Annotated in this window: 19 protein-coding genes; 9 read left to right on the forward strand and 10 right to left on the reverse strand. The window is 67.2% G+C overall.

What is annotated here, in order from left to right:
* Positions 1 to 173: 173 nt before the first annotated feature.
* On the reverse strand, positions 174 to 2,294 hold the full coding sequence (locus tag ABE483_RS06605; protein ID WP_346464031.1) for a M13 family metallopeptidase: 2,121 nt from the start codon (positions 2,292 to 2,294) through the stop codon (positions 174 to 176).
* A 306-nt stretch (positions 2,295 to 2,600) separates the two neighbouring features.
* Here ABE483_RS06605 and ABE483_RS06610 point away from each other — a divergent pair, with 306 nt between their 5' ends.
* On the forward strand, positions 2,601 to 5,549 hold the full coding sequence (locus ABE483_RS06610; protein ID WP_346464029.1) for an EAL domain-containing protein: 2,949 nt from the start codon (positions 2,601 to 2,603) through the stop codon (positions 5,547 to 5,549).
* A gap of 32 nt (positions 5,550 to 5,581) precedes the next feature.
* Here ABE483_RS06610 and ABE483_RS06615 read toward each other — a convergent pair whose 3' ends face one another.
* The gene (locus ABE483_RS06615; protein WP_313220066.1) at positions 5,582 to 6,466 is read right to left on the reverse strand and encodes a LysR family transcriptional regulator; all 885 of its coding nucleotides are present in this window, start codon (positions 6,464 to 6,466) and stop codon (positions 5,582 to 5,584) included.
* A 99-nt stretch (positions 6,467 to 6,565) separates the two neighbouring features.
* On the opposite strand from ABE483_RS06615, the gene ABE483_RS06620 reads away from it, so the two are divergent.
* Both ABE483_RS06620 and ABE483_RS06625 read left to right on the forward strand, forming a co-directional pair.
* Positions 6,566 to 7,375, forward strand: coding sequence for a class III extradiol ring-cleavage dioxygenase (locus ABE483_RS06620; RefSeq protein ID WP_313211756.1), 810 nt, complete (start codon positions 6,566 to 6,568; stop codon positions 7,373 to 7,375).
* 131 nt (positions 7,376 to 7,506) lie between these two features.
* On the forward strand, positions 7,507 to 9,150 hold the full coding sequence (locus tag ABE483_RS06625; protein WP_121042433.1) for a Na+/H+ antiporter: 1,644 nt from the start codon (positions 7,507 to 7,509) through the stop codon (positions 9,148 to 9,150).
* Positions 9,151 to 9,317: 167 nt separating this feature from the next.
* On the opposite strand, the gene ABE483_RS06630 is transcribed toward ABE483_RS06625, so the two are convergent.
* On the reverse strand, positions 9,318 to 9,569 hold the full coding sequence (locus ABE483_RS06630; RefSeq protein WP_259261709.1) for a DUF3297 family protein: 252 nt from the start codon (positions 9,567 to 9,569) through the stop codon (positions 9,318 to 9,320).
* A gap of 136 nt (positions 9,570 to 9,705) precedes the next feature.
* Here ABE483_RS06630 and ABE483_RS06635 point away from each other — a divergent pair, with 136 nt between their 5' ends.
* Entirely contained in the window at positions 9,706 to 10,248 is a 543-nt protein-coding gene (locus ABE483_RS06635) for a hypothetical protein (RefSeq protein WP_313211759.1), read from the forward strand.
* 42 nt (positions 10,249 to 10,290) lie between these two features.
* On the opposite strand, the gene ABE483_RS06640 is transcribed toward ABE483_RS06635, so the two are convergent.
* From ABE483_RS06640 to msrB, 5 genes are all read right to left on the reverse strand, one after another.
* Positions 10,291 to 10,566, reverse strand: a complete 276-nt coding sequence (locus tag ABE483_RS06640; protein WP_313220064.1) for a DUF4031 domain-containing protein — start codon at positions 10,564 to 10,566, stop codon at positions 10,291 to 10,293.
* Positions 10,567 to 10,580: 14 nt separating this feature from the next.
* On the reverse strand, positions 10,581 to 11,102 hold the full coding sequence (locus ABE483_RS06645; protein ID WP_313211761.1) for a hypothetical protein: 522 nt from the start codon (positions 11,100 to 11,102) through the stop codon (positions 10,581 to 10,583).
* A 283-nt stretch (positions 11,103 to 11,385) separates the two neighbouring features.
* The gene (gene motB / locus ABE483_RS06650; RefSeq protein ID WP_346481381.1) at positions 11,386 to 12,333 is read right to left on the reverse strand and encodes a flagellar motor protein MotB; all 948 of its coding nucleotides are present in this window, start codon (positions 12,331 to 12,333) and stop codon (positions 11,386 to 11,388) included.
* 9 nt (positions 12,334 to 12,342) lie between these two features.
* Positions 12,343 to 13,197, reverse strand: a complete 855-nt coding sequence (gene motA / locus ABE483_RS06655; protein WP_313211763.1) for a flagellar motor stator protein MotA — start codon at positions 13,195 to 13,197, stop codon at positions 12,343 to 12,345.
* Positions 13,198 to 13,288: 91 nt separating this feature from the next.
* Complete coding sequence (msrB, locus tag ABE483_RS06660) at positions 13,289 to 13,756, reverse strand: peptide-methionine (R)-S-oxide reductase MsrB (protein ID WP_346481382.1); 468 nt, start codon at positions 13,754 to 13,756, stop codon at positions 13,289 to 13,291.
* A 127-nt stretch (positions 13,757 to 13,883) separates the two neighbouring features.
* On the opposite strand from msrB, the gene ABE483_RS06665 reads away from it, so the two are divergent.
* On the forward strand, positions 13,884 to 14,300 hold the full coding sequence (locus tag ABE483_RS06665) for a classical arabinogalactan protein 4 (protein WP_313211765.1): 417 nt from the start codon (positions 13,884 to 13,886) through the stop codon (positions 14,298 to 14,300).
* 173 nt (positions 14,301 to 14,473) lie between these two features.
* The gene (locus ABE483_RS06670) at positions 14,474 to 14,644 is read left to right on the forward strand and encodes a lana protein (protein WP_121042445.1); all 171 of its coding nucleotides are present in this window, start codon (positions 14,474 to 14,476) and stop codon (positions 14,642 to 14,644) included.
* A gap of 86 nt (positions 14,645 to 14,730) precedes the next feature.
* Here ABE483_RS06670 and ABE483_RS06675 read toward each other — a convergent pair whose 3' ends face one another.
* Positions 14,731 to 15,210, reverse strand: coding sequence for an Lrp/AsnC ligand binding domain-containing protein (locus ABE483_RS06675; protein WP_046272909.1), 480 nt, complete (start codon positions 15,208 to 15,210; stop codon positions 14,731 to 14,733).
* Positions 15,211 to 15,359: 149 nt separating this feature from the next.
* Between ABE483_RS06675 and ABE483_RS06680 the strand changes: the two genes are divergently transcribed.
* The gene (locus ABE483_RS06680; protein WP_313211766.1) at positions 15,360 to 16,670 is read left to right on the forward strand and encodes a D-amino acid dehydrogenase; all 1,311 of its coding nucleotides are present in this window, start codon (positions 15,360 to 15,362) and stop codon (positions 16,668 to 16,670) included.
* Positions 16,649 to 17,722 (forward strand): alanine racemase, encoded by a 1,074-nt coding sequence (gene alr, locus ABE483_RS06685; protein ID WP_346481383.1) that lies wholly within the window; start codon positions 16,649 to 16,651, stop codon positions 17,720 to 17,722. Before ABE483_RS06680 ends, alr begins: the two co-directional genes overlap by 22 nt.
* A gap of 75 nt (positions 17,723 to 17,797) precedes the next feature.
* On the opposite strand, the gene ABE483_RS06690 is transcribed toward alr, so the two are convergent.
* The gene (locus ABE483_RS06690) at positions 17,798 to 18,364 is read right to left on the reverse strand and encodes a DUF3016 domain-containing protein (RefSeq protein ID WP_313211768.1); all 567 of its coding nucleotides are present in this window, start codon (positions 18,362 to 18,364) and stop codon (positions 17,798 to 17,800) included.
* A gap of 208 nt (positions 18,365 to 18,572) precedes the next feature.
* Between ABE483_RS06690 and ABE483_RS06695 the strand changes: the two genes are divergently transcribed.
* The gene (locus ABE483_RS06695) at positions 18,573 to 20,585 is read left to right on the forward strand and encodes an ATP-binding protein (RefSeq protein WP_346481384.1); all 2,013 of its coding nucleotides are present in this window, start codon (positions 18,573 to 18,575) and stop codon (positions 20,583 to 20,585) included.
* The last annotated feature ends 46 nt before the right edge of the window (positions 20,586 to 20,631 follow it).

The raw sequence follows: 20,631 nt of genomic DNA on the forward strand, positions 1-20,631 counted from the left end.
CCCGCCCAAGCCAGAGCAGCCGCAAACCCCAGCCGTTGCTCTGCTCCAGCTCTTCAGCTCTTCAGCTCTTCAGCTCTTCAGCTCTGAAGCTCTGAAGCTCTGAAGCTCTACGACAAAAAAAACGGGCGCCGAAGCGCCCGTTCTTTCATCTCAGCAAAACGCGATGAAAAGCCTCACCACACCTTGACCCGCTTCTCCGGCGCCAGATACAGCTTCTGGCCTTCCTTCACCTCGAAGGCCGGATACCACGCATCCAGATTGCGCACCGTCAACGCACGGAACTGGCCCGGCGCATGCACGTTCGTCAACAGCGAATTGCGCAGTGCCTGCTCACGCGCCTTGCTGCGCCACGCCTGCGCAAAGCCCAGGAAGAACCGCTGATCCGGCGTGAAGCCCTCCAGCGTCTGGCCCGGCTTGCCCTGCAACGACAACTGATACGCATCGTAGGCCGTCGACAGACCCGCCACGTCCGCAATGTTCTCGCCCAGCGTCAAACGACCATTCACCGACACCCCCGGGAACGGACTGTAGCTGCTGAACTGCGCCGCCAGCGCATCACCGGCCGCGTTGAACTTCTTCAGATCTTCCGCCGTCCACCAGTTCTGCAGCTTGCCCGTCTCATCGAACAGCGCACCGGCGTTGTCGAAGCCGTGGCTGATCTCATGGCCGATCACCGCACCGATCGCACCGTAGTTCACCGCATCATCGGCCGCACCATCGAAGAACGGCGGCTGCAGGATCGCAGCCGGGAACACCAGACGGTTTTCCAGCGGCACGTTCATCGCATTGATGGTCTGCGGCAGCATCGCCCACTCGCTGTGGTCCACCGGCTTGCCCAGCTTGGCGATGTTGCGGCGGTACTCGAACAGCTCCGCACGCTCGGCATTGCCCAGCGCGTCATCGCGCTTGATCTCCAGGCCCGTGTAATCGCGCCATGTGTCCGGGTAGCCCATGCCCACGGTCAGGCCATCGACCTTGGCTTTGGCACGCGCCTTGGTCTGCGGCGACATCCATTCCAGCGCATCGATGCGCTTGGCGAACGCGGCAATGATGTTCTTGGCCATCTCGTCCGCACGGGCCTTGGTGGCCGGGTCGAAATGACGCTCGACGTACAGCTTGCCGATCGCTTCGCCGACCGCATGGTTGCTGTCATCCACCGCACGCTTCCAGCGCTCGCTCTGCTGCGGGGTGCCGTTGAGCGTGGTGCCGTGGAAGGCGAAGCGCGCATCGGCGAACGACTTGGGCAGGTACGGGGCGGCGCGGTCCAGCGCATGGAAGGCCAGATAGTCCTTCCAGACCTCCAGCGGCTCGGTCGCGACCAGGCGCGAAATGCCGGCCACGGCCTTGGGCTGCCACACGATGAAGTCCTGCTGGGCGTCCAGGCCGGCCGAGGCCAGGAAAGCGCTCCAGTCCATGCCCGGCGCCTTGGCGCTCAGGTCGGCCTGCTTCCAGGCATTGGCGCCCTTGGCGACGTCGTTGGTGTCTTCCTGGGTGGCGTGGGCCTGGGCGATCTTGGTCTCCAGCGCGAGGATGCGCTGGGCCTTGGCCGCCGGATCGGCGACGCCGGCCAGCTGCAGCACCTGGGCGATATACGCCTGGTACTGCTTGCGGATCTCGGCCATGCGGCCGCCCTGCAGGTAGAAGTCGCGGTCCGGCAGGCCCAGGCCGCCCTGCACCAGGTACGGCGCGGTGCGGTCCGGCTGCAGCAGATCCACCGAGACCCACACACCGAACAGGCGGTCGGTGTAGAAGTTGGTGGCGTTGAGCAGGTCCACATCGGCGCGCAGGGTGCCGCCCAGCGCGGTGGCCAGCGCGGCCTTGTCGCTGATCCCGGCGATGGCGTCCAGCGCTGGTTTGACCGGGGCGGCACCGCGTGACTCGATGCCGGTCTCGTCCATGAAGGCGGCGTAGTAATCGCCGATCAACCTGGTCTCGCCCTCGGCCTTGGTATCGGCCGCGGCGCCTTCGAGGATCGCGCGGGTGTCGGCCAGGGTCTTTTCGGAAATGACGTTGAAGCTGCCGTAGCTGGAACGGTCGGCCGGGATCTCGGTGTTCTTGACCCAGGTGCCGTTGGCGAAGCCGAAGAAGTCATCGCCGGCGGCGATGCTGCGGTCCATGCCGGCGGCGTCGAAGCCGAAACTGCCAAGCTGCGGCTTGGGCGCGGCCGGTTCGGCCGGAGCGGCTTCGGGCGCGGCCGCGGCCGGCGCAGTCGCCTGGCGGTCACAGGCGGCCAGGCTCAGCGACAGGCTGGCGGCAATGGCGAGCATCAGGGTGGGGCGGCGCAGCTTGGACATTGAGCTTCTCTGCAACGGAAACATCCAAGTCTAATCCTGTCCCGGGCGTACGGTTATGCCGGCTTCGGCGGCATCGGGTACCGGATCTGCCCGTCCCCGGATTCACCGAGGTGAACGGCCCGCTGCGGTGCTTCCCGTCCTGCGCGTGCTCGTGCATGCTGGCGCGGCACGGATTCCGCGCGCGCCCCGTCGGCGCCCGCGTGACGATCAAGGCGTCAAGAATCCCGGGCAGCGGCCGCTCAGGTTTGGGGAAACCAGGAAGCGTTTACAGATGAAGTCAGCCTGTCGTTCGGGAAAAGGGTTGCGATGCCCGCGTTGAACCGTGCCCTGGCGCGGCCACTGCGGACCTTCGTGTGGCTGGGGGTTTGCCTGGGTGTGCTGCTGGCTGCCGGGCTGGTGGCCACGCTGGTCAATGATGGCCAGCGCCGACAGGAAGCCGCGCAGCGCCAGAGCTCGGCGCTGGCGACCGGTGCCCAGCGCCTGCTGCGGCTGGAGCTGCGCAATCTGGAGCGGGTGATGCAGGGCATTTCCCGGGATGGTGCGCTGCTGTTCCAGCGCGTGCCGGCGCAGGCCCCTGATCTGCTCGACGCCAGCATCGCCGGCGCACTGCAGCGGCATGCCGAACTGCACAGCATCGTGGTGGTCGACCAGTACGGGCGCGCCCTGACCAGTGGCAGCGGCGACCTGCAGCTGCCGCTGTGGGCGGTGGATGACAACCGCGGGCAGGGCAGCCAGGTGTTCCTTGGCCCACCCCAAGCGCTGGATGCCGCGCAGTGGATCCTGCCGCTGGCGCTGCCCATGGGCGGCGACCGCTGGCTGCTGGCACGGCTGCGCACGGCCGAACTGCAGTCGATCATCGGCGGCATGGACACCGGCGATGCCGGGGTGATCTCCATCACCGACCCGCATGGCTATGTGTTGGCGCGCAGTCCGGACCCGGCCGGGGTGGTGGGGCGTCGTTTCGGCCTGGCCAAGCGCGAGCTGCTGCGCCGAGACGCGTTGACGCCGCTGGGGACCGAGATCAGCGCGGTCGATGGCATCGAACGGATTTCCAGCCTCAGCACGCTGGCGCAGTACCCGCTGGCGGTCTACGCCGGGCTGGGCCGGCGCGATGTGCTGGCAGCGTGGTGGCCGTATGTGCAGGCCTCGATCGGCGTCTATCTGCTGTACTGGGCGCTGTTCGGCGCGGTGTATGTGAGCCTGCGCCGTGCCACCCGCGATCAGGACACGCTGAGCGAGGAGCTGCGCACCGGCCATGCCGAACTGCGCATGGCGCACCAGGTTGGCAAGGTCTGCACCTGGTACGTGGATGAGGATGCCTGCCTGTTGCGCTGGTCACCGCTGGCGCGTGAGATTTTCGGCATCGACATCGAGAGCCTGCCGGTCGCCGACTTCTTCGCACGCGTGCACCACGAAGACACCGTACGCATGCAGCAGGCCTTCGACGCCGCATTTGCCGGCAGCGGCGTGCTCGATGAAATGTTCCGCCTGGTGTTGCCCGGGGGCGCGATCCGCTGGGTGTCCGCGCGTGGCCAGCGGGTGGCGGTGGTGGACCGCGAGCGCCGCATGATCGGGGCATTGACCGATGTCAGCGAGCGGGTGGATGCGCTGGCCCGGGTGCAGCAGGCCGAACGGCAGTTCCGGCTGCTGTTCGACCGCAACCCGGCGCCGTTCTGGGTGTTCGATCCGGACACGCTGCGCTTCCTGGAAGTCAACGAAGCGGCGGTGCGCCAGTACGGCTACAGCCGCGATGAATTCCTGGCGATGAGCATCCTGGATATCCGCCCGCGCGAAGGCTGGGAGGAGATCCGCGGGGCGATCGCCCAGGCCCGCATCGGCGACGTGCAGGATGCGCAGGTGCGCCTGCACCAGCGCAAGGACGGCACCGTGTTCGAGGTCCGTGCGCATCTGGCCCGGCTGGATTTCGATGGGCGCCAGGCCTGCCTGGTGCTGGCCGAGGACGTCAGCGAGCGGCTGGCCTACGAGCGCGACCTGGCGTATCACGCCACCCACAACCCGGCGACCGGCCTGCTCAATACGCGTGCGCTGGCCGCGCAGCTGGACGAGGAGGGCGGGGCGTACACCATTGCCTACGTGCAGTTCCGTGGCCTGCAGCTGGTCGCCGATACGCTCGGCCGGGAGGTCGGCGACGTGGTGCTGCAGGCGATGGCCAAGCGCCTGGGCGGGCTCGGCGTGCGCTATGGGCTGCTGGCCTTCCAGCCGGCCGAGGATTTCATTTTCGCCATCCGCGACGACCATCAGCGCCAGACCGCGCTGGACACCCTGGTGCAGACCGTCTCCGAGCCGGTGCGCGGGCAGGATTGGCTGCACCAGTTCGAGCCGCGCATTGGCGTGGCGGTCAAGGCCGACGCCGACACCAGCACCGCCGAGCAGGTGATCGGCATGGCCGCGCAGGCCGCGCATGCGGCGCGCGACGAAGGCAACGTGATCGCCTGGTATGACACCACCGTGAGTTCGCGCTTGTCCGAACGCCTGCGCCTGGCTGGGCGCATCCACAGCGCGATCGATACCGAGTTCGAGCTGTACTACCAGCCGATCTGCCACGCAGGCGACAGCAGCCCGGCCGCGCTGGAAGCCCTGCTGCGCTGGCCGCAGGCCGACGGCAGTTTCATTCCACCGGGTGAGTTCATCCAGCTGTGCGAAGACACCGGCCTGATCCTGGCGCTGGGCCGCTGGGTGATCCGCGCCGCCGCGCAGGCACAGCGGCAGCTGGTCGATGCCGGCTGGGACCTGCCGATCGCGGTGAATGTCTCGGCGGTGCAATTCTTCAACAGCGACCTGGTGGCCGAGTTCACCCGTGCCAGCCAGGAGTTCGGGCTGGCCCGCGGTGCGCTGCAGGTCGAGCTGACCGAGAGCAGCCTGATGCGCAAGCCCGGCCAGGCCAAGCAGACCATGCAGCGCCTGCATGAGCAGGGCATCTGCATCTCGCTGGACGACTTCGGTACCGGCTATTCGAACATGTCCTACCTGCAGCATCTGCCGCTGGACATCCTCAAGATCGACCGCAGCTTCGTGGCGGACGTGGAAACCAATCCACGCAATGCCTCCATCTGCCGTGCACTGCTGTCACTGGGGCACAGCATGGGCCTGACCATCATCGCCGAAGGCGTGGAGACCCCCGGGCAGCACCAGTGGTTGGCCGCGCACGGCTGTGACCAGGTGCAGGGCTATCTGCTGGGCCGGCCGATGCCGCTGGCCAGGGTGATCGCGCAGTTGGATGCGGTGGAGGCGTAGTTCGCCGGGCGCTGCCCGGCCGCCGCCACGCGTCATCCGCCCAGCGCTTCCACCAGGTAGTCGATGAAGCTGCGCACCTTCGGCGCCAGATGGCTGCGGCTGGTGTACACCGCATGGATGCCGATGCCCGGCACCGCCCACGCGGGCAGTACCCGTTCCAGTCGACCCTCGGCGATCGCCTCGGCCACCAGGAAGTCCGGCTGCACGATGATGCCCATGCCGGCGATGGCCGCTTCGCGCAGCACGTCGCCATTGTTGGCACGCACACCGCCACGTACCGGCACGGAGACCTCCCCGCGTGGCCCCTGCAGCTGCCACGCATCCCCGCCGCCCCAGTAGCTGTACTGCAGGCATTCGTGCGCGGAGAGATCTTCGGGTTGCTGCGGCCGGCCATGCGCATCCAGATACGCCGGCGCCGCGCACAGGCTGATCTGCGCGTCCGCCAGCTTGCGCGCGATCAGTGCCGGGCCGGGCTGGCGGGTGATGCGGATCGCCACGTCGTAGCCTTCTTCGACCATGTCCACCAGGCGGTCGGACAGCGACAGGTCCAGTTCCACCTGCGGGTAGCGCGCGCGATAGCCGGCCAGCAGTGGGCCCAGCCGGGCGATGCCATAGCTGACCGGCGCGTTGATGCGCAGCCGCCCGGAGGGCTCCAGGGCCTGCGCGCTGATGCCGGCCTCCAGCGCATCGAACTCGGCCAGCAGCCGCACGCACTCGGCGTAATAGGCCGCGCCCGTGCTGGTCGGGCTCACGCGGCGGGTCGTACGGTTGAGCAGCCGGGTCGAGAGGCGCTTTTCCAGCGCCGCGATCTGCCGGGTCACCCCGGCGGTGGACAGGTCCAGGGCCTGGGCGGCGGCACTGAAGCCGTTGCGCTCGACCACGGCGACAAATACACGCATGGCATCCAGAGTGTCCATTGTTTCTCTTTCAGAAATAAACAGCGTCGATGCATCGTATTTATTGGCAAGGCGGCGCGCAATAAGCTCAGGGCCGTCGTAGCGCTACTGGAGTCCGTGATGTCCCGATTGCCCTCCCTGTACATCTCCCATGGCTCGCCGATGACCGCGCTCAACCCCGGTCTGGTCGGTGAGCGCCTGGCGGCCCTGGCCGCGCGCCTGCCGCGACCGCGCGCGATCGTCATGGCCTCGGCGCACTGGCTGACCCATCAACCCGTGGTCGGCGGGCATGCCCAGCCACCGACCATCCATGATTTCGGCGGTTTTCCGCAGGCGCTGTTCGATCTGCAGTACCCGGCACCGGGCGACCCCGCGCTGGCGCAGGAGATCGCGCAGCGGCTGACCGCGGCCGGCCTGCCGACCGCGATCGACCCGCAGCGCGGTCTCGACCACGGTGCCTGGGTGCCGCTGCGTTTTCTGTACCCGCAGGCGGAGATCCCGGTCGTGCCGCTGGCGATCCAGCCGTTGCTTGGGCCGGCCCATCAGTTTGCGCTGGGTCGCGCGCTGGCGCCGCTGCGCGAGCAGGGCGTGCTGGTGATCGGCTCGGGCAGCATCACCCACAACCTGCACGATTGGCGCAGCTACCAGGACGGCAAGGAAGCGCCGTATGTGCGGCCCTTCATCGAGTGGGTGGAGCAGCGCCTGCAGGCCGATGACAGTGCCGCCTTGCTGGACTACCGCCGGCAGGCCCCGTACGCCGTGCAGGCGCACCCCAGCGACGAGCATCTGCAGCCGCTGCACGTCGCGATGGGCGCGGCCGGTGGCGAGGCGCTCGGTGCGCAGCGCATCGATGCCGGGATCGATGCCGGCTTCCTGGCGATGGACATCTATCGCTTCGACGGTGCCGACGTACAGCAGCGCGCCGCATGAGCGCCGTGCTGTCCGCGAACTGAGCCTGGCGCGCCCCGCGCATTCGCGCGGCGGCGCACGTGTGGTACGTTTTTTCCTGTTTCCGGCGCCGGCTGCCTGCAGCCTCCCCCGCGCTGCTTACTGGAAAATGCATGCATACCATTGAAGTCGTCCTGGCGATGCTGGTGGCGGTGGTCGCCAGCGGCTACCTGGTCCGCGTATTGCCGTTGTCGCTGCCGCTGCCGCTGGTGCAGATCGGGCTGGGCGCGGTCATTGCGGGGGTGTTCAACCGCGGCCACGCGCTGGAGCCGGAGATGTTCTTCCTGCTGTTCCTGCCGCCGCTGCTGTTCCTGGATGGCTGGCGCATCCCCAAGCAGGGCCTGTTCCGCGATAAAGGCGTGATCCTGGAACTGGCCTTCGGGCTGGTGGTGTTCACCGTCATCGGGGCCGGGTTCCTGATCCACTGGATGATCCCGGTGATGCCGCTGGCGGTGGCGTTCGCCCTGGCCGCGATCATCTCGCCGACCGACCCGGTGGCGGTCAGTTCGATCGCCTCGCGCGCGCCGATCCCCAAGCGGCTGATGCACATCCTGGAAGGCGAGTCGCTGCTCAACGATGCCTCCGGCCTGGTCTGCTTCCGCTTCGCGGTGGCGGCGGTGATGACCGGCTCGTTCTCGCTGGCGACGGCCTCGCTGACGTTCCTGTGGGTGGCGGTGGCCGGGCTGGCGATCGGTGTCGCGGTGACGCTGGGCGTGTCCACCTTCCAGCGCTGGCTGTGGCGGCGCTTCGGCGAGGAGCCGGGCGCGGCGCTGCTGGTCAACCTGTTGATTCCCTTCGCGGCCTACCTGCTGGCCGAAGAGTTCAACGCCTCGGGCATCCTCTCGGCAGTCGCCGCGGGCATCACGATGAGCTATGTGGAACTGAGCGGTCGGGTGTCGGGCAGCATGCGCGTGCAGCGCACTGCCGTGTGGAACATGCTGCAGTTCAGCTTCAACGGCATCATGTTCGTGCTGCTCGGCGAGCAGCTGCCCGGCATCGTGGAGCGCGCGATCAAGACGGTCAGCGAGAGCGGGCACCACAGCGCGTGGTGGCTGCTGGTCTATGTGGTGGTGATCAATCTGGCGCTGGTGCTGCTGCGCCTGGCCTGGGTATGGCTGTCGCTGCGCTGGAGCCTGCTGCGCGCGCGCCATCGTGGCGAGGCCCGGCAGGGCACGTCCTGGCGGATCGTGGTGGCGACCTCGGTGGCTGGCGTGCGCGGGGCGATCACCCTGGCCGGCGTGCTGACGCTGCCGCTGTTCCTGCCCGATGGCAGCGCCTTCCCGGCGCGCGATCTGGTGATCTTCCTGGCCGCGGCGGTGATCCTGATCTCGCTGGTCGGTGCCAGCATCGCGCTGCCCCGCCTGCTCAAAGGGCTGGAACTGCCGGCCGATTCGGGCGAACGCAAGGAAGAGGATCTTGCCCGCAAGCTGGCCGCCAAGGCCGCGCTGGCCGGCGTGGAGCGCACGCGCCAGCAGCTGGTGCAGAACCAGACCACCGAGAACGTGCAGCTCTACAACGACGCCGCCTCACGGGTGAGCCTGCTGTACCAGCGCAACCTGGAGAAGGACGCCGGGCCGGATGCCGATCCGGACAAGGTGAAGCGGATGGAGCAGGGCTACCGCCAACTGCGCACCGCCGGGCTCACCGCCGAGCGCGAAGAACTGTTCCGCCTGACCCGGCGTGGCAAGATCTCCGACGAGATCTCGCGCCGGCTGATCCGCAATCTGGATCTGCTGGAGACGCGGCAACGCGATTGAGGTCGCACCGTGTCACGGGTAGAGCCACCCCATGGGTGGCTGCGCGGACCCATTGAAACCCACGCGTCGGGGACGAAGGGCAGCCACCCATGGGGTGGCTCTACCCCGGCACACGTGGATCAGGCGCCGCCGGCACACGTGGATCAGGCGTCGCCGGCGCACGTGGATCAGGCGTCCGGCTTCTGATCCAGGAAATAGGCCACCACGGTGCCCTTGATCTTGATCGTCATCGGGTTGCCGCGGCGGTCGCGGGCCTTGCCGGCCTGCACGCGGATCCAGCCTTCGCTGACCGAATACTCTTCAACGTTGTCGCGCTCGACATCGTTGAAACGGATGCCCACGCCGCGCTCCAGTGCAGCAGCATCGTGGAAGGGGCTGGTCGGGTTGATCGCCAGGTGATCGGGAGGGGTATCGCTCATGGTCACAGGATGCTGACGACCACCAAGGCCGCCTTCTGCCGTACAGGATAAACCGCAGCGGGCCCTGCGCCGAATTTCGCTTCCTGCCAACGCCCTTGCACGGCAGAATGCGCCCCTGTCTCCAGGAATACCGGCCATGCCCGACAACAGCGATTATTTCGACTTCGAAGAAGAGGAACGCGATTTCGACGAGGACGATTTCGAGGCGCGGATCTGGAATCTGTTCGTGCTGATCAACCCGGGCGATGAAGAACTGGCCCTGCAGCAGTTCAACCGCTGGCGCGAGGCGCTGCTGGAGAGCGGCGAAGGCATCGATGAGGATGCCGACTGGCTGCCGCCGATGATGGCGGCGATCGCCTGGCAGTCCGGGTTCGAGGTGGAGCGCAGCGATGCCGATGCACTGATGTCGGCGGTGAACGAGCTGTCCGCGCGCTGGAATCTGCAGATCGACTGGGGCGGCGACCTGGACGATGAGGATTTCGCCGCCGAGGTGGATGCCCCGATGCTGATGGCCACCGCCCATGACCGCCTGCGCGAGCACAACTACGCGCTGTGGAGCGTGGATACCGGCAATGACACGCTGGCCGGGTGGGTGGCGCTGAACCGCGATGACGATGCGATGCTGGCGCTGTGCTCGCTGCTGGGCGTGGAAGTGCGGCCGGGCAGCGATCCGTTCTGAGGGCGCGATTGCGGTCTGCGTGTGCCGACCAACGGTCGGCACCTACGCCTGATACTGCTCGCGCGCGTTCGAGATCACGGCTTTGACCAGCGCACGGTCCGTATGCCGTGAGATGGCCCGTGCGCCCAAGGCGATTGCCTGCAGGCGCAACGGGGCGGGCACGTCGTAGTGCGCGCCGCTGCGGCGGTTCTGGAACGCCCGCCGCGGAATCCCGAGCTGCGCTGCCATGGCGTGCAGCTCGGGCAGGGTATCGGCCATCAGATGCGCCCAGCGCTCGCCGCGCCAGGGATGTACCGCATCGTCGATATAGACCGTCACCGGATCGCCGTGGCTCAGGCCTGCGGCTTGTCGTCGCTGGCGGCCGGGGTGGCGTCGGCGGCGGCATCGGTGCCGGCCTCGTCTGCCACCGGGGCGTCTTCGCTGGCGTCGGCAGCGGTTTCAGCGGTTTCGGCGTCTTCGCCTTCTTCGCCTTCCACGCCTTCAAACTCGGAGACCAGCTGGGTCAGGTACTCGTCGGCGGTCTTGCCTTCGTCGGCGGCCAGGTCGTCGATCAGCTGCTGCAGCTGGCTCGAGTATTCCAGGTTGACCTTGCGGCCTTCCTTCTCCTGGACGTTGGACAGGTGCTTGAGCATGGCCAGCATCGGGACCGGGTTGTCGGCGTTGCCCATGGTCTGGCCGCCAATGGCCAGCAGCCATTCGGTGCCCTGCAGGCCGATCGCAGCGACGACCTGACCTTCTTCGTTGGTCAGCACGGCATGGTTCTGCACCGGCTGCTGGGCGTTGAGGCGGTTGATCGGACGCTTGGGCTGCTGCTTCTTGCGCTTGTCGCGCTTGGCCTTGGACTGCTTGGACATGAGTGCGGTCTATCTACAAAAGGGAAGACCCATTGTAGTGCCGGCCGCTGGCCGGCTCCACGCATTCCGTGAAGGGCGCATATCCCCGGCCGCTGGCCGGCTCCACGCATTCCGTGAAGGGCGCATATCCCCGGCCGCTGGCAGGCTCCACGCATTCCGTGAAGGGCGCATATCCCCGGCCGCTGGCCGGCTCCACGCATTCCGTGAAGGGCGCATATCCCCGGCCGCCGGCCGGCTCCACGGATTCCCTGAATTCCCTCTGCAGCCGCCGCCGCCGCGCCCCTTAAGGCGCGACAGCCGGCGCAAGCGTCGCCTGGATATCGGCGTCGGCAGCGGTGGGCGACAGCGCCACTTCCTGCCCGGCACCGGCCAGGGCCGCCGCTTCGGCCGCCCTGGTCATCACCACGATGCTGATCCGGCGGTTGATCGGGTTGTCCGGCTGGGTGCGGTCGAACAGCACCGAGGAGGACAGGCCGACCACACGGGTCACCTTGTCTTCGGTCATGCCGCCATCCAGCAGGGCCCGCCGGGCGGCGTTGGCGCGGTCGGCGCTGAGCTCCCAGTTGCTGTAGCCATGGGCCGCGTTGTAGGCAGTGATGTCGGTATGGCCGGTGATGCTGATCCGGTTCGGCACGTGGTTGATGAACTGCGACAGCTCGCGCAGGATCTCGCGCGTATACGGCTTGAGCGAGGCGCTGCCCATGTCGAACATCGGGCGGTTCTGCTTGTCCACGATCTGGATGCGCAGGCCTTCGGGGGTGAGGTCGAGCAGCAGCTGGTCCTTGAACGGCTCCAGCGCCTGGCTCTTGCTGATCGCTTCTTCCAGCTCCTGCTTGAGCGCTTCGAGCTGGCGTTTTTCGCGCTCGCGCTCGTCCTGCTGCGGCACCGGCCTGGAGGCCTGCTGGTTCTGGAAGGGATCGTTGCTGTTGCCGCGCGAGATGTCGGTCGCGCCGCCCAGCTTGATCATCGAGGTGCTGGCGCCGCCCGGGCCGGCCATTCCCGGGGCCGGGGTGGAACTGCTGCCGGCCAGCGGGCTGGGGTTGCGGAAGTACTCGGAGATTGCCGCGCGCTCCGGCTTGCTGGTGGCGGCCATCAGCCACAGCACCAGGAAGAAGGCCATCATCGCGGTCACGAAGTCGGCATAGGCCACTTTCCAGGCGCCGCCATGGTGCGCGGCATGCCCGGCCTTCTTGACCCGGCGGACGATGACGGTGGGTTTGGTCTCGGCCATGGCGCTGCCTTACTTGACCGTCTTGAGGTGCTGTTCGAACTCGCTGAAGCCCGGGCGCACGTTGGACGGCAGGGTCTTGCGGGCGAATTCCAGCGCGATCTTCGGGTTGTAGCCGCGCAGGCAGGCCAGCAGGGCGGTCTTCACCGATTCGTAGATGCGTGCGTCCTGTTCGGCGCGCGCTTCCACGGCCGAGGCCAGCGGGCCGACGAAGCCATAGGCCAGCAGGATGCCCAGGAAGGTGCCGACCAGCGCGCCGGCGACGTGCGCGCCGACTTCCGTGATTTCCCCGCCGATCGAGCCCATGGTGATCACGATGCCCAGCACCGCGGCGACGATGCCGAAGCCGGGCAGGCCGTCGGCGACCTTGTTGAGCACCGCGGCCGGCTGCATCGCCTCGCCGTGGTGCTTCTCCAGCTCCATCTCCAGCAGCGGTTCCAGCTCGTGCGGCTCGATGTTGCTGCCGATCATCAGGCGCAGACAATCGGTGATGAAGTCGACCAGGTGATGGTCGGCCTGCACCTTGGGGTAATTGGCGAAGATGCTGCTCTCGGCCGGGCGCTCGACGTGGTCTTCCAGCGCCATGAAGCCTTCGCGGCGCGCCTTGTTGAGCAGTTCGTAGAGCAGGCTCAGGACGTCGATGTAGTCCTGCTGCTTGTAGCGCGGCCCCTTGAACACGCCCACGGTGGCCTTCAGGGTCTGCTTCACGGTTTTGACCGGGGTGCCGACCAGGAACGCACCCAGCGCCGCACCGCCGATGATCACCAGTTCATAGGGCTGCCACAGCGCGCCGAGTTTGCCGTGCGCCCCCACGTAACCGCCGAGCACGCTGAGGATGACGACGAGAAGTCCAACGATGATGAGCATGGGGCCGACGCGGGAAGGGGATACCTCCATGTCGGCCCCTTCACACCCTTTCTGAAGGGGGGTGTTCGCTCGATGTCACACTTTTCCGGATTCAGGCGGCCGGCTCGGCTTCCGCACCCCCGCGCTGCAACGGATCCGGATAGGCCTGCCCGTTGGGCGTGAACGACAGCGAGACCGAGTTCAGGCAGTGGCGCTCATGGGTCGGCGGCGGGCCATCCGGGAAAACATGGCCGAGATGGCTGTCACACCGCGCACAGACGATCTCGGTGCGGACCATGCCATGGCTGGCGTCGCGGATCTCGCGGACATGCGCCGGGTCGAAGGGCGCGAAGAAGCTCGGCCAGCCGGTGCCGGAGTCGAACTTGGTGCTGGAGCGGAACAGCGGCAGGCCGCACAACCGGCAGCCGTAGACCCCGTCCTGCTTGTTGTCCAGGAAGACCCCGCAGAACGGCGCCTCGGTGCCGTGATGCAGCAGCACGCGCTGCTCATCGGCGCTGAGGCCGGCCACCAAGGACTGGCGCTGGGCGTCGGTGGGCGGGGAAAGGTCGAAAGCTGTCATAAACATTCCCTATTGATGTGGTACGTAGATTGGGCTGTTGCCTGTAGAGGTTCAAGCCGGGGCATTCATCGTGCTGATACCCATGGCGGCGCATGGTGAAGACCTGAACCGCCGCCGGGAGATCGCCATGTACCGCCCACGTCGCCTCGCCGCTGCCTTGCTGGTGCTGCTGCCGTTGACCGCGGCCGCGCAGATCGGCCCGCCGCCCACGCCCACCGCGACGCGGCCGGTGGTCACGCCGCAGCGCGCGCCACAGCCCCCGGCCGTGCAACCGGTGCCGGTCGACAGCCTGTCCGACAGGATGGCCCCGGTGAAGTCGTCCTCGCAGACCCAGCAGCAGCTGCGCACGCACCCGATCCAAAGCAAAGGCCCCGCGCAGCCCGCACCGCTGCAGGGCCCGGCCGTGCAGAGCAAGGTCTACGACCGCCACGGCCGGATCATTCCGGGGGTCAAGCAGGTAGGCCCGAACCGCGTGCTCGATACCCGCACCGGCCGCTATTACGACGCCGTCCCCAGCGCTGACGGCCAACAGATCAAGCCCTGACTCCCGGGGTGGCAGGCGGGCAACATGAATGGTTTACATCGCCGCCCGCGCAGTCATCCCCGTCAACGCAAGGCCTCACTGTTTTTTCGCCTGTGATTAACCGAATCGGCGGGACCCTGTACCCGCGCCGCAATACAGCGCATTCCCCGAGGTTTTTCGAGAAGAGTGCAATCATGGCTAACCAGCAGAACCGCAGTCCCGGCAAGACGCCGCAGGAGCAGCAGGGCAGTCAGCAACAGAACCAGAAGCCCGGCCAGCAGAACCAGCAGCAGTGGGACCAGCAGAATCAGAAGGGCGGCAAGCAGCAGGACCAGAAGCATCAGGACCAGAAACAGCAGCGCTGATGCGCTTGGCGCAATGAACAAGGGCGGTGCGCACATGCGCGCCGCCTTTTTGCGTTTCAGCCACGCCACTCAGTCACGCGACCGGATCAATCTGGAATCGGCAGGGTCAAGGTCTCCTTGACCTCTTCCATCACGATGTAGCTCTTGGATTCGCGCACGTGCGGCAAGGTCAACAAGGTGCTGCCCAGCAGCTTGCGGTACGAGGCCATCTCGCTGATGCGGGCCTTGAGCAGGTAGTCGAAATCGCCCGAGACCAGATGGCATTCCAGCACATTGGGCAGCTTCAACGCCGCGCGCCGGAACTCTTCAAAGATGTCGCCGGATTTGTAGGCCAGGCTGATCTCCACGAACACCAGCAGGCTGGCCTTGAGGTAATGCGGATCAAGCTTGGCGTAGTAGCCGGTGATGGCCCCATCGCGCTCCAGCCGGCGGACGCGCTCGGTGCACGGCGTGGTCGACAGCCCGACCCGCTCGCCCAGTTCGGTGAAGGAGATCCGACCCTCGGCCTGCAGGATGCGCAGGATCTTGCGGTCGATCTTGTCCAGTTCACGGGCACGCGTGGCCATCGGCGTCAGCCTCTCAAGGATGTTCGCGAGACAATACCCTGCCTGATGCTGGAAAAACAGGCGAATTGCTTGGTTGCGGCTGACTATACTTCCTCAATTATGGTCCCGGCGTGCTCCTGCGCAGGGAATGATCGGGTTGGAGAGGTGTCATGCGCGTTCTAGTCCTTGGCAGCGGTGTGATCGGCACGACCAGTGCCTGGTACCTGCGGCAGGCCGGGTTTGAAGTCACGGTCGTCGACCGCCAGCCCGGTCCGGCGCTGGAAACCAGTTTCGCCAACGCAGGCCAGCTTTCGTTCGGCTATACCTCGCCGTGGGCAGCGCCCGGCGTGCCGCTCAAGGCCGTCAAGTGGCTGTTCGCCGAGCATGCGCCGCTGGCCATCCGCCCGGGCCTGGACTGGCACCAGTACCGCTGGCTGGCGCAGATGCTGCGCAACTGCACGCATGAGCGCTATGCGATCAACAAGGCGCGCATGGTGCGCATGTCCGAGTACAGCCGCGACTGCCTCAACGAGCTGCGCCGCGAGACCGGCATCGAGTTCGAAGGCCGCGACCTGGGCACCACCCAGTTGTTCCGCACCCAGCAGCAGCTGGACGCCTCGGCGCAGGACATCGAGGTGCTGGCCCAATACGGCGTGCCCTACGAGGTGCTTGATCGCGACGGCATCATCGCCCACGAACCGGCGCTGGCCGGCGTGGCCGACAAGCTGGTCGGCGCGCTGCGCCTGCCGCGCGACCAGACCGGCGATTGCCAGTTGTTCACCCGTCGCCTGGCGCAGATGTGCGTCGATGCCGGGGTGGAGTTCCGCTTCGACCAGGACATCGCCGGCCTGCAGAGCGAGGGCGACCGCATCACCGGTGTACGCATCGATGGCAAGCTGGAAACCGCCGATCACTACGTGGTCGCGCTGGGCAGCTATTCGCCGTCGCTGGTCGCACCGCTGGGCATGCAGCTGCCGGTGTACCCGCTCAAGGGCTACTCGCTGACGCTGCCGATCACCGACCCGGCGATGGCCCCGACCTCGACCATCCTGGATGAAAGCTACAAGGTGGCCGTGACCCGCTTTGACGACCGCATCCGCGTGGGTGGCATGGCCGAAGTGGGCGGGTTCGACCTGTCCCTCTCGCCGCGCCGCCGTGCCACGCTGGAGAAGGTGGTGCGCGATCTGTACCCGGAGGGCGGCGACCTGTCGCGCGCCGAATTCTGGACCGGCCTGCGCCCGGCCACGCCGGACGGCACCCCGGTGGTCGGCGCCACGCCGTACCGCAACCTGTTCCTCAATACCGGCCACGGCACCCTGGGCTGGACCATGGCCTGCGGCTCCGGCCGCTACCTGGCCGACCTGATGGATGCCCGCCAGCCGCAGATCAGCACCGAAGGCCTGGATATTTTCCGCTACACCCACCATGCCGCGTCCGTCCGTCACCGTGAGTCGAGTTCATGCGCCCAGCCCGTGCGTTGATTGACCTGGACGCGCTGCGCAGCAATTACCGGCTGGCACGCGAACTGGGGGGCGGCAAGGCCGTTGCGGTGATCAAGGCCGATGCCTACGGGCACGGTGCGGTGCGCTGCGCCCGCGCGCTGCAGACCGAGGCCGATGCGTTCGGCGTGGCCTGCATCGAGGAAGCGCTGGAACTGCGGGCGGCCGGTATCACTGGCCCGATCCTGCTGCTGGAAGGCTTCTTCGATGCCGACGAACTGCCGCTGATCGTCGAGCACGACCTGTGGTTCGCGGTTGGCGCTCCGTGGCAGGTGGAGGCGGTGGCCGCGTTTCCGACCACCGCCACGCTCACCGTGTGGTTGAAGCTGGACAGTGGCATGCATCGCCTGGGCCTGTGGCCGGACGAGTTCCGCGCCGCGCACGCCACGCTCAGTGCGCTGGCGCATATCGGGCCGATGGTGCTGATGACCCACATGGCGCGTGCCGACGAGCTGGACAGCCCGCGCACCCGTGAGCAGGCCGACGTCTTCGCGGCCGCCATCGAAGGCCTGACCGGGCAGACCAGCCTGTGCAACTCGCCGGCGCTGCTGGGCTGGCCGGAGGTGCGCAGTGACTGGGTGCGCCCAGGCCTGATGCTGTACGGGATCAACCCGATGCCGGCGCACACGGCCCTGACCGAGCGCCTGCGCCCGGTGATGACCATGCGGTCGAAAATCTTTGCCGTGCGCGACATCGCGGTCGGCGAGCCGGTCGGCTATGGCGCGCGCTTCGTCGCGCAGCGGCCGACCCGGGTGGGCGTCGTGGCTCTCGGCTATGCCGATGGCTACCCGCAGTTCGCGCCGAACGGCACCCCGGTGCGCATTGATGGACAGCCCGGCATCGTGATCGGTCGGGTCTCGATGGACATGCTCACCGTGGATCTGACCCACCTGCCGCAGGCCGGCATCGGCAGCACGGTGACGCTGTGGGGCGATGCGCCGCGCATCGAGGCCCTGGCGCCGCTGTGCGGGGTCAGTGCCTACCAGCTGCCGTGCGGCGTGAAGCGGGTGGTGCGCGAGTACGCTGACGGCTGAGCCGCCACCGGCGATGCCGGGTGCATGAAAAAGGCGGCGCTGATGCGCCGCCTTCGTCCTGTCAGAGCCAACGGCTCAGGTATTGGCCGTGGCCTCATTGCGCAGATCGCGCCGGATCCAATCATCCAGCAGGCGCTTCTCGTAGCGCAGCGGGTCGGTGTCGCTCTGCCGTCCGATGTTGTGCAGGTAGCCGGTGTCCTGCAGCTTGCGCTCACCTTCGCCGATCACCTGTCCCTGGGCATCCTTCAGGGTGTAGGTCAGGGTCACGCGCGGGGGGTAGATATCGCGCATCACCCGGATGTCGTTGGCGCGCGGGCCGTGCCACGGCTCGTAATCGCCGGCGCGCTTGATGTCGGTGAAGGTCACCTCCAGCGTCTGGCCGGGCTGCAGTGCCTTGCTGGCGGTGGTCTGCACGTACTTGGCCAGCTGCTGTACCCAGTCACCGCGTTCGGCTTCAAAGCGGTTGTTGCTCAGCCGGATCTCGGTGAACTGGGCCGGGTCGGTCCACATCACCTGGACCGGACCCTCCGCCTTGAGCGCGCGCGGGGCCTGCGGGTCGGTCACGGTGCGTGGGGCGGCGGAGGCACTGCCGATGAGCAGCAGGCCGGCCAGGGCGCCGGCGATCAGGGATGTGCGGTTCATGACAACTCCTGGGGCGCGATCACAAGGGGGATCAGGCACCCAGTGTGATCCTGATCCGGGTGAGGGACAATCCACGCGTGTATGCTCCGGCACTGCGGTTGGCGCCAATTCACCCAGGCCGCCCCCGACCCCCGGCGCTTGACGCTGCGAATACGCGCGTTGGCCGATCCTGTCCTCCTCTGTTTCGCCAGTTGCCTCATTGACGCCCTTGCCCAGCCTGCCCACCTCGACGTTGGAACGCGCCTCCTTCCTGGCTTCATCGCCGGATCCGGCCCTGTATCGCACGGTACTTGAACGCCTGAATGCGGGGTTCTGCATCATCGAAGTGATCTTCGACGATGCCGGGGTGGGTGTGGACTACCGGTTTGTCGAGGTCAACGAGGCGTTTTCACGCAATACCGGGCTGAGCAACGTCTGCGGACAGCGGATGAGCAGCCTGCAACCCGGCCATGAATCCGACTGGTACCGCACCTATGGCGAGGTGGCGCGTAGCGGGCAGGCACGGCAGTTCGAGATGGAAGCGCGCGCGCTGAACCGGTGGTACTCGGTGGAAGCGGTCAGCGTGGGCGAGCCGGACGAGCCTCTGGTGGCCGTGGTGTTCTTCGACATCACCAACCGCAAACACATCGAGGTGGAGCTGGCCGAAAGCGAGGCGCGCTTCAGCGCGCTGGCCGATGGCCTGCCGATGCCGGTCTGGGTGCTGGATGAGCGCGGCCATTCGCGCTTCGTCAACAGTGCCTTCAGCGAGTTTTTTGGAGGCGATGAGCAGCGCGTGCCGGATGATGTCTGGCGTGGCCTGGTGCATCCCGATGATGCTTCGGTATTCGATTACGAACTGCAGGAGGCGCTGAAATCGCAGCGCTCCATGCATGCACTGGTGCGCGGCCGTCGCGCCGATGGCCAATGGCGCTGGCTGGAAATGAACGCCCGGCCGCGCTTCTCGCGCATGGGCCGTTTCATCGGTCTGGCCGGCAGCAGTCCGGATGTGACCGAGCGCCGCGAGATCGAAATGGCGCGCGAGGAACTGCTGCAGTCCGAACGTGCGGCGCGCAGCGCGGCCGAGAACATGGCGCGGCTGAAGGATGAATTCCTGGCCACGCTCTCGCACGAGCTGCGGACCCCGCTGACCACCATCCTGGGCTGGAGCGAACTGCTGCTGCAGCGCATCGACAACACCAGCCCGATGTACAAGGGCCTGGGCGTGATCGCCAACAGTGCGATGGCGCAGAAGCGGTTGATCTCGGACATGCTGGACCTCAGCAGCATGCTGCTGGGCAAAGTGCAGCTGGAAGTGGAAATGCTGGATCTGCGTGCGCAGCTGGAAGAGGCGATGCGCGCGCAGGAGCTGGTCGCCGAAGGCAAAGCGTTGTCGATGGAGCTGGTGATGCCCGACGAGCCCTGTCTGGTGCTCGGCGATGCCACCCGTCTGCAGCAGGTGCTGTGGAACCTGCTTTCCAACGCGATCAAATTCACCCCGGCCGAGGGGCGCGTGGTGCTGACCCTGGCCGCGGACGGCGGGCACTGGTCGATCAGCGTCACCGATTCCGGCGACGGCATCGCGCCGGAGTTCCTGCGTCATCTGTTCAGCCGGTTCCGCCAGGCGGACGGGACGACCACGCGCCGGCATGGCGGCCTGGGCCTGGGCCTGGCGATCGTGCAGCAGCTGGTGGAGCTGCATGGCGGTGCGGTGGCCGCCAGCAGCGACGGCCATGGCCACGGGGCCACCTTCAACGTGCGCCTGCCGCGCTACCAGCCGCAGGCCGACGGTCGTCCGCTGCGCGAAGTGTTCAGCGGCCCGATCACCGAGCAGATCATCGAGCCGTACCCACTCAAAGGCCTGCACCTGTTGGCTGTGGAAGATCAGCCCGAAGTACTCGAGTATCTCCGGCGGCTGCTGGAAGAGCAGGGCGCCTCGGTCACCACGGCGTCCTCGGCCGGCGAAGCGCTGGCACTGCTCAACGAGAAAGGCCATGACGGCATCGATGCGCTGCTGACCGATATCGGCATGCCCGGGATGGACGGTTACGGGCTGGTGCGCACCCTGCGCGACAACATGGGCGTCGAGCCGGAGGCACTGCCTGCGGTCGCGGTGACGGCGCTGGCACGTGCGGACGACCGCAAGCGTGCGTTGGCGTCGGGCTTCCAGGAGCATGTGGCCAAGCCGTATTCGGTGGCGCAGCTGGTAGCCGCTGTACGCGGTGTCCTGGGCGGTACGCGCTGAGTCCTGCGTTGCCGGCGTGTTGACGCCGCCGCGGGCACACTGGGGC

It is taken from the genome of Stenotrophomonas sp. TWI602, assembly GCF_039674045.1.
Lineage (GTDB): Bacteria > Pseudomonadota > Gammaproteobacteria > Xanthomonadales > Xanthomonadaceae > Stenotrophomonas.

What these genes read in the sequence shown, in the direction of transcription:
- ABE483_RS06665 (WP_313211765.1), top strand. Translation starts at nt 13,884, where the DNA reads ATGTACCGCCCACGTCGCCTCGCCGCTGCCTTGCTGGTGCTGCTGCCG.
- ABE483_RS06680 (WP_313211766.1), top strand. Translation starts at nt 15,360, where the DNA reads ATGCGCGTTCTAGTCCTTGGCAGCGGTGTGATCGGCACGACCAGTGCC.
- ABE483_RS06630 (WP_259261709.1), bottom strand. Translation starts at nt 9,569, where the DNA reads ATGAGCGATACCCCTCCCGATCACCTGGCGATCAACCCGACCAGCCCC.
- ABE483_RS06610 (WP_346464029.1), top strand. Translation starts at nt 2,601, where the DNA reads ATGCCCGCGTTGAACCGTGCCCTGGCGCGGCCACTGCGGACCTTCGTG.
- ABE483_RS06605 (WP_346464031.1), bottom strand. Translation starts at nt 2,294, where the DNA reads ATGTCCAAGCTGCGCCGCCCCACCCTGATGCTCGCCATTGCCGCCAGC.
- ABE483_RS06620 (WP_313211756.1), top strand. Translation starts at nt 6,566, where the DNA reads ATGTCCCGATTGCCCTCCCTGTACATCTCCCATGGCTCGCCGATGACC.
- ABE483_RS06675 (WP_046272909.1), bottom strand. Translation starts at nt 15,210, where the DNA reads ATGGCCACGCGTGCCCGTGAACTGGACAAGATCGACCGCAAGATCCTG.
- motB (WP_346481381.1), bottom strand. Translation starts at nt 12,333, where the DNA reads ATGGCCGAGACCAAACCCACCGTCATCGTCCGCCGGGTCAAGAAGGCC.
- ABE483_RS06615 (WP_313220066.1), bottom strand. Translation starts at nt 6,466, where the DNA reads ATGGACACTCTGGATGCCATGCGTGTATTTGTCGCCGTGGTCGAGCGC.
- msrB (WP_346481382.1), bottom strand. Translation starts at nt 13,756, where the DNA reads ATGACAGCTTTCGACCTTTCCCCGCCCACCGACGCCCAGCGCCAGTCC.
- ABE483_RS06635 (WP_313211759.1), top strand. Translation starts at nt 9,706, where the DNA reads ATGCCCGACAACAGCGATTATTTCGACTTCGAAGAAGAGGAACGCGAT.
- ABE483_RS06690 (WP_313211768.1), bottom strand. Translation starts at nt 18,364, where the DNA reads ATGAACCGCACATCCCTGATCGCCGGCGCCCTGGCCGGCCTGCTGCTC.
- motA (WP_313211763.1), bottom strand. Translation starts at nt 13,197, where the DNA reads ATGCTCATCATCGTTGGACTTCTCGTCGTCATCCTCAGCGTGCTCGGC.
- ABE483_RS06625 (WP_121042433.1), top strand. Translation starts at nt 7,507, where the DNA reads ATGCATACCATTGAAGTCGTCCTGGCGATGCTGGTGGCGGTGGTCGCC.
- alr (WP_346481383.1), top strand. Translation starts at nt 16,649, where the DNA reads ATGCGCCCAGCCCGTGCGTTGATTGACCTGGACGCGCTGCGCAGCAAT.
- ABE483_RS06645 (WP_313211761.1), bottom strand. Translation starts at nt 11,102, where the DNA reads ATGTCCAAGCAGTCCAAGGCCAAGCGCGACAAGCGCAAGAAGCAGCAG.
- ABE483_RS06670 (WP_121042445.1), top strand. Translation starts at nt 14,474, where the DNA reads ATGGCTAACCAGCAGAACCGCAGTCCCGGCAAGACGCCGCAGGAGCAG.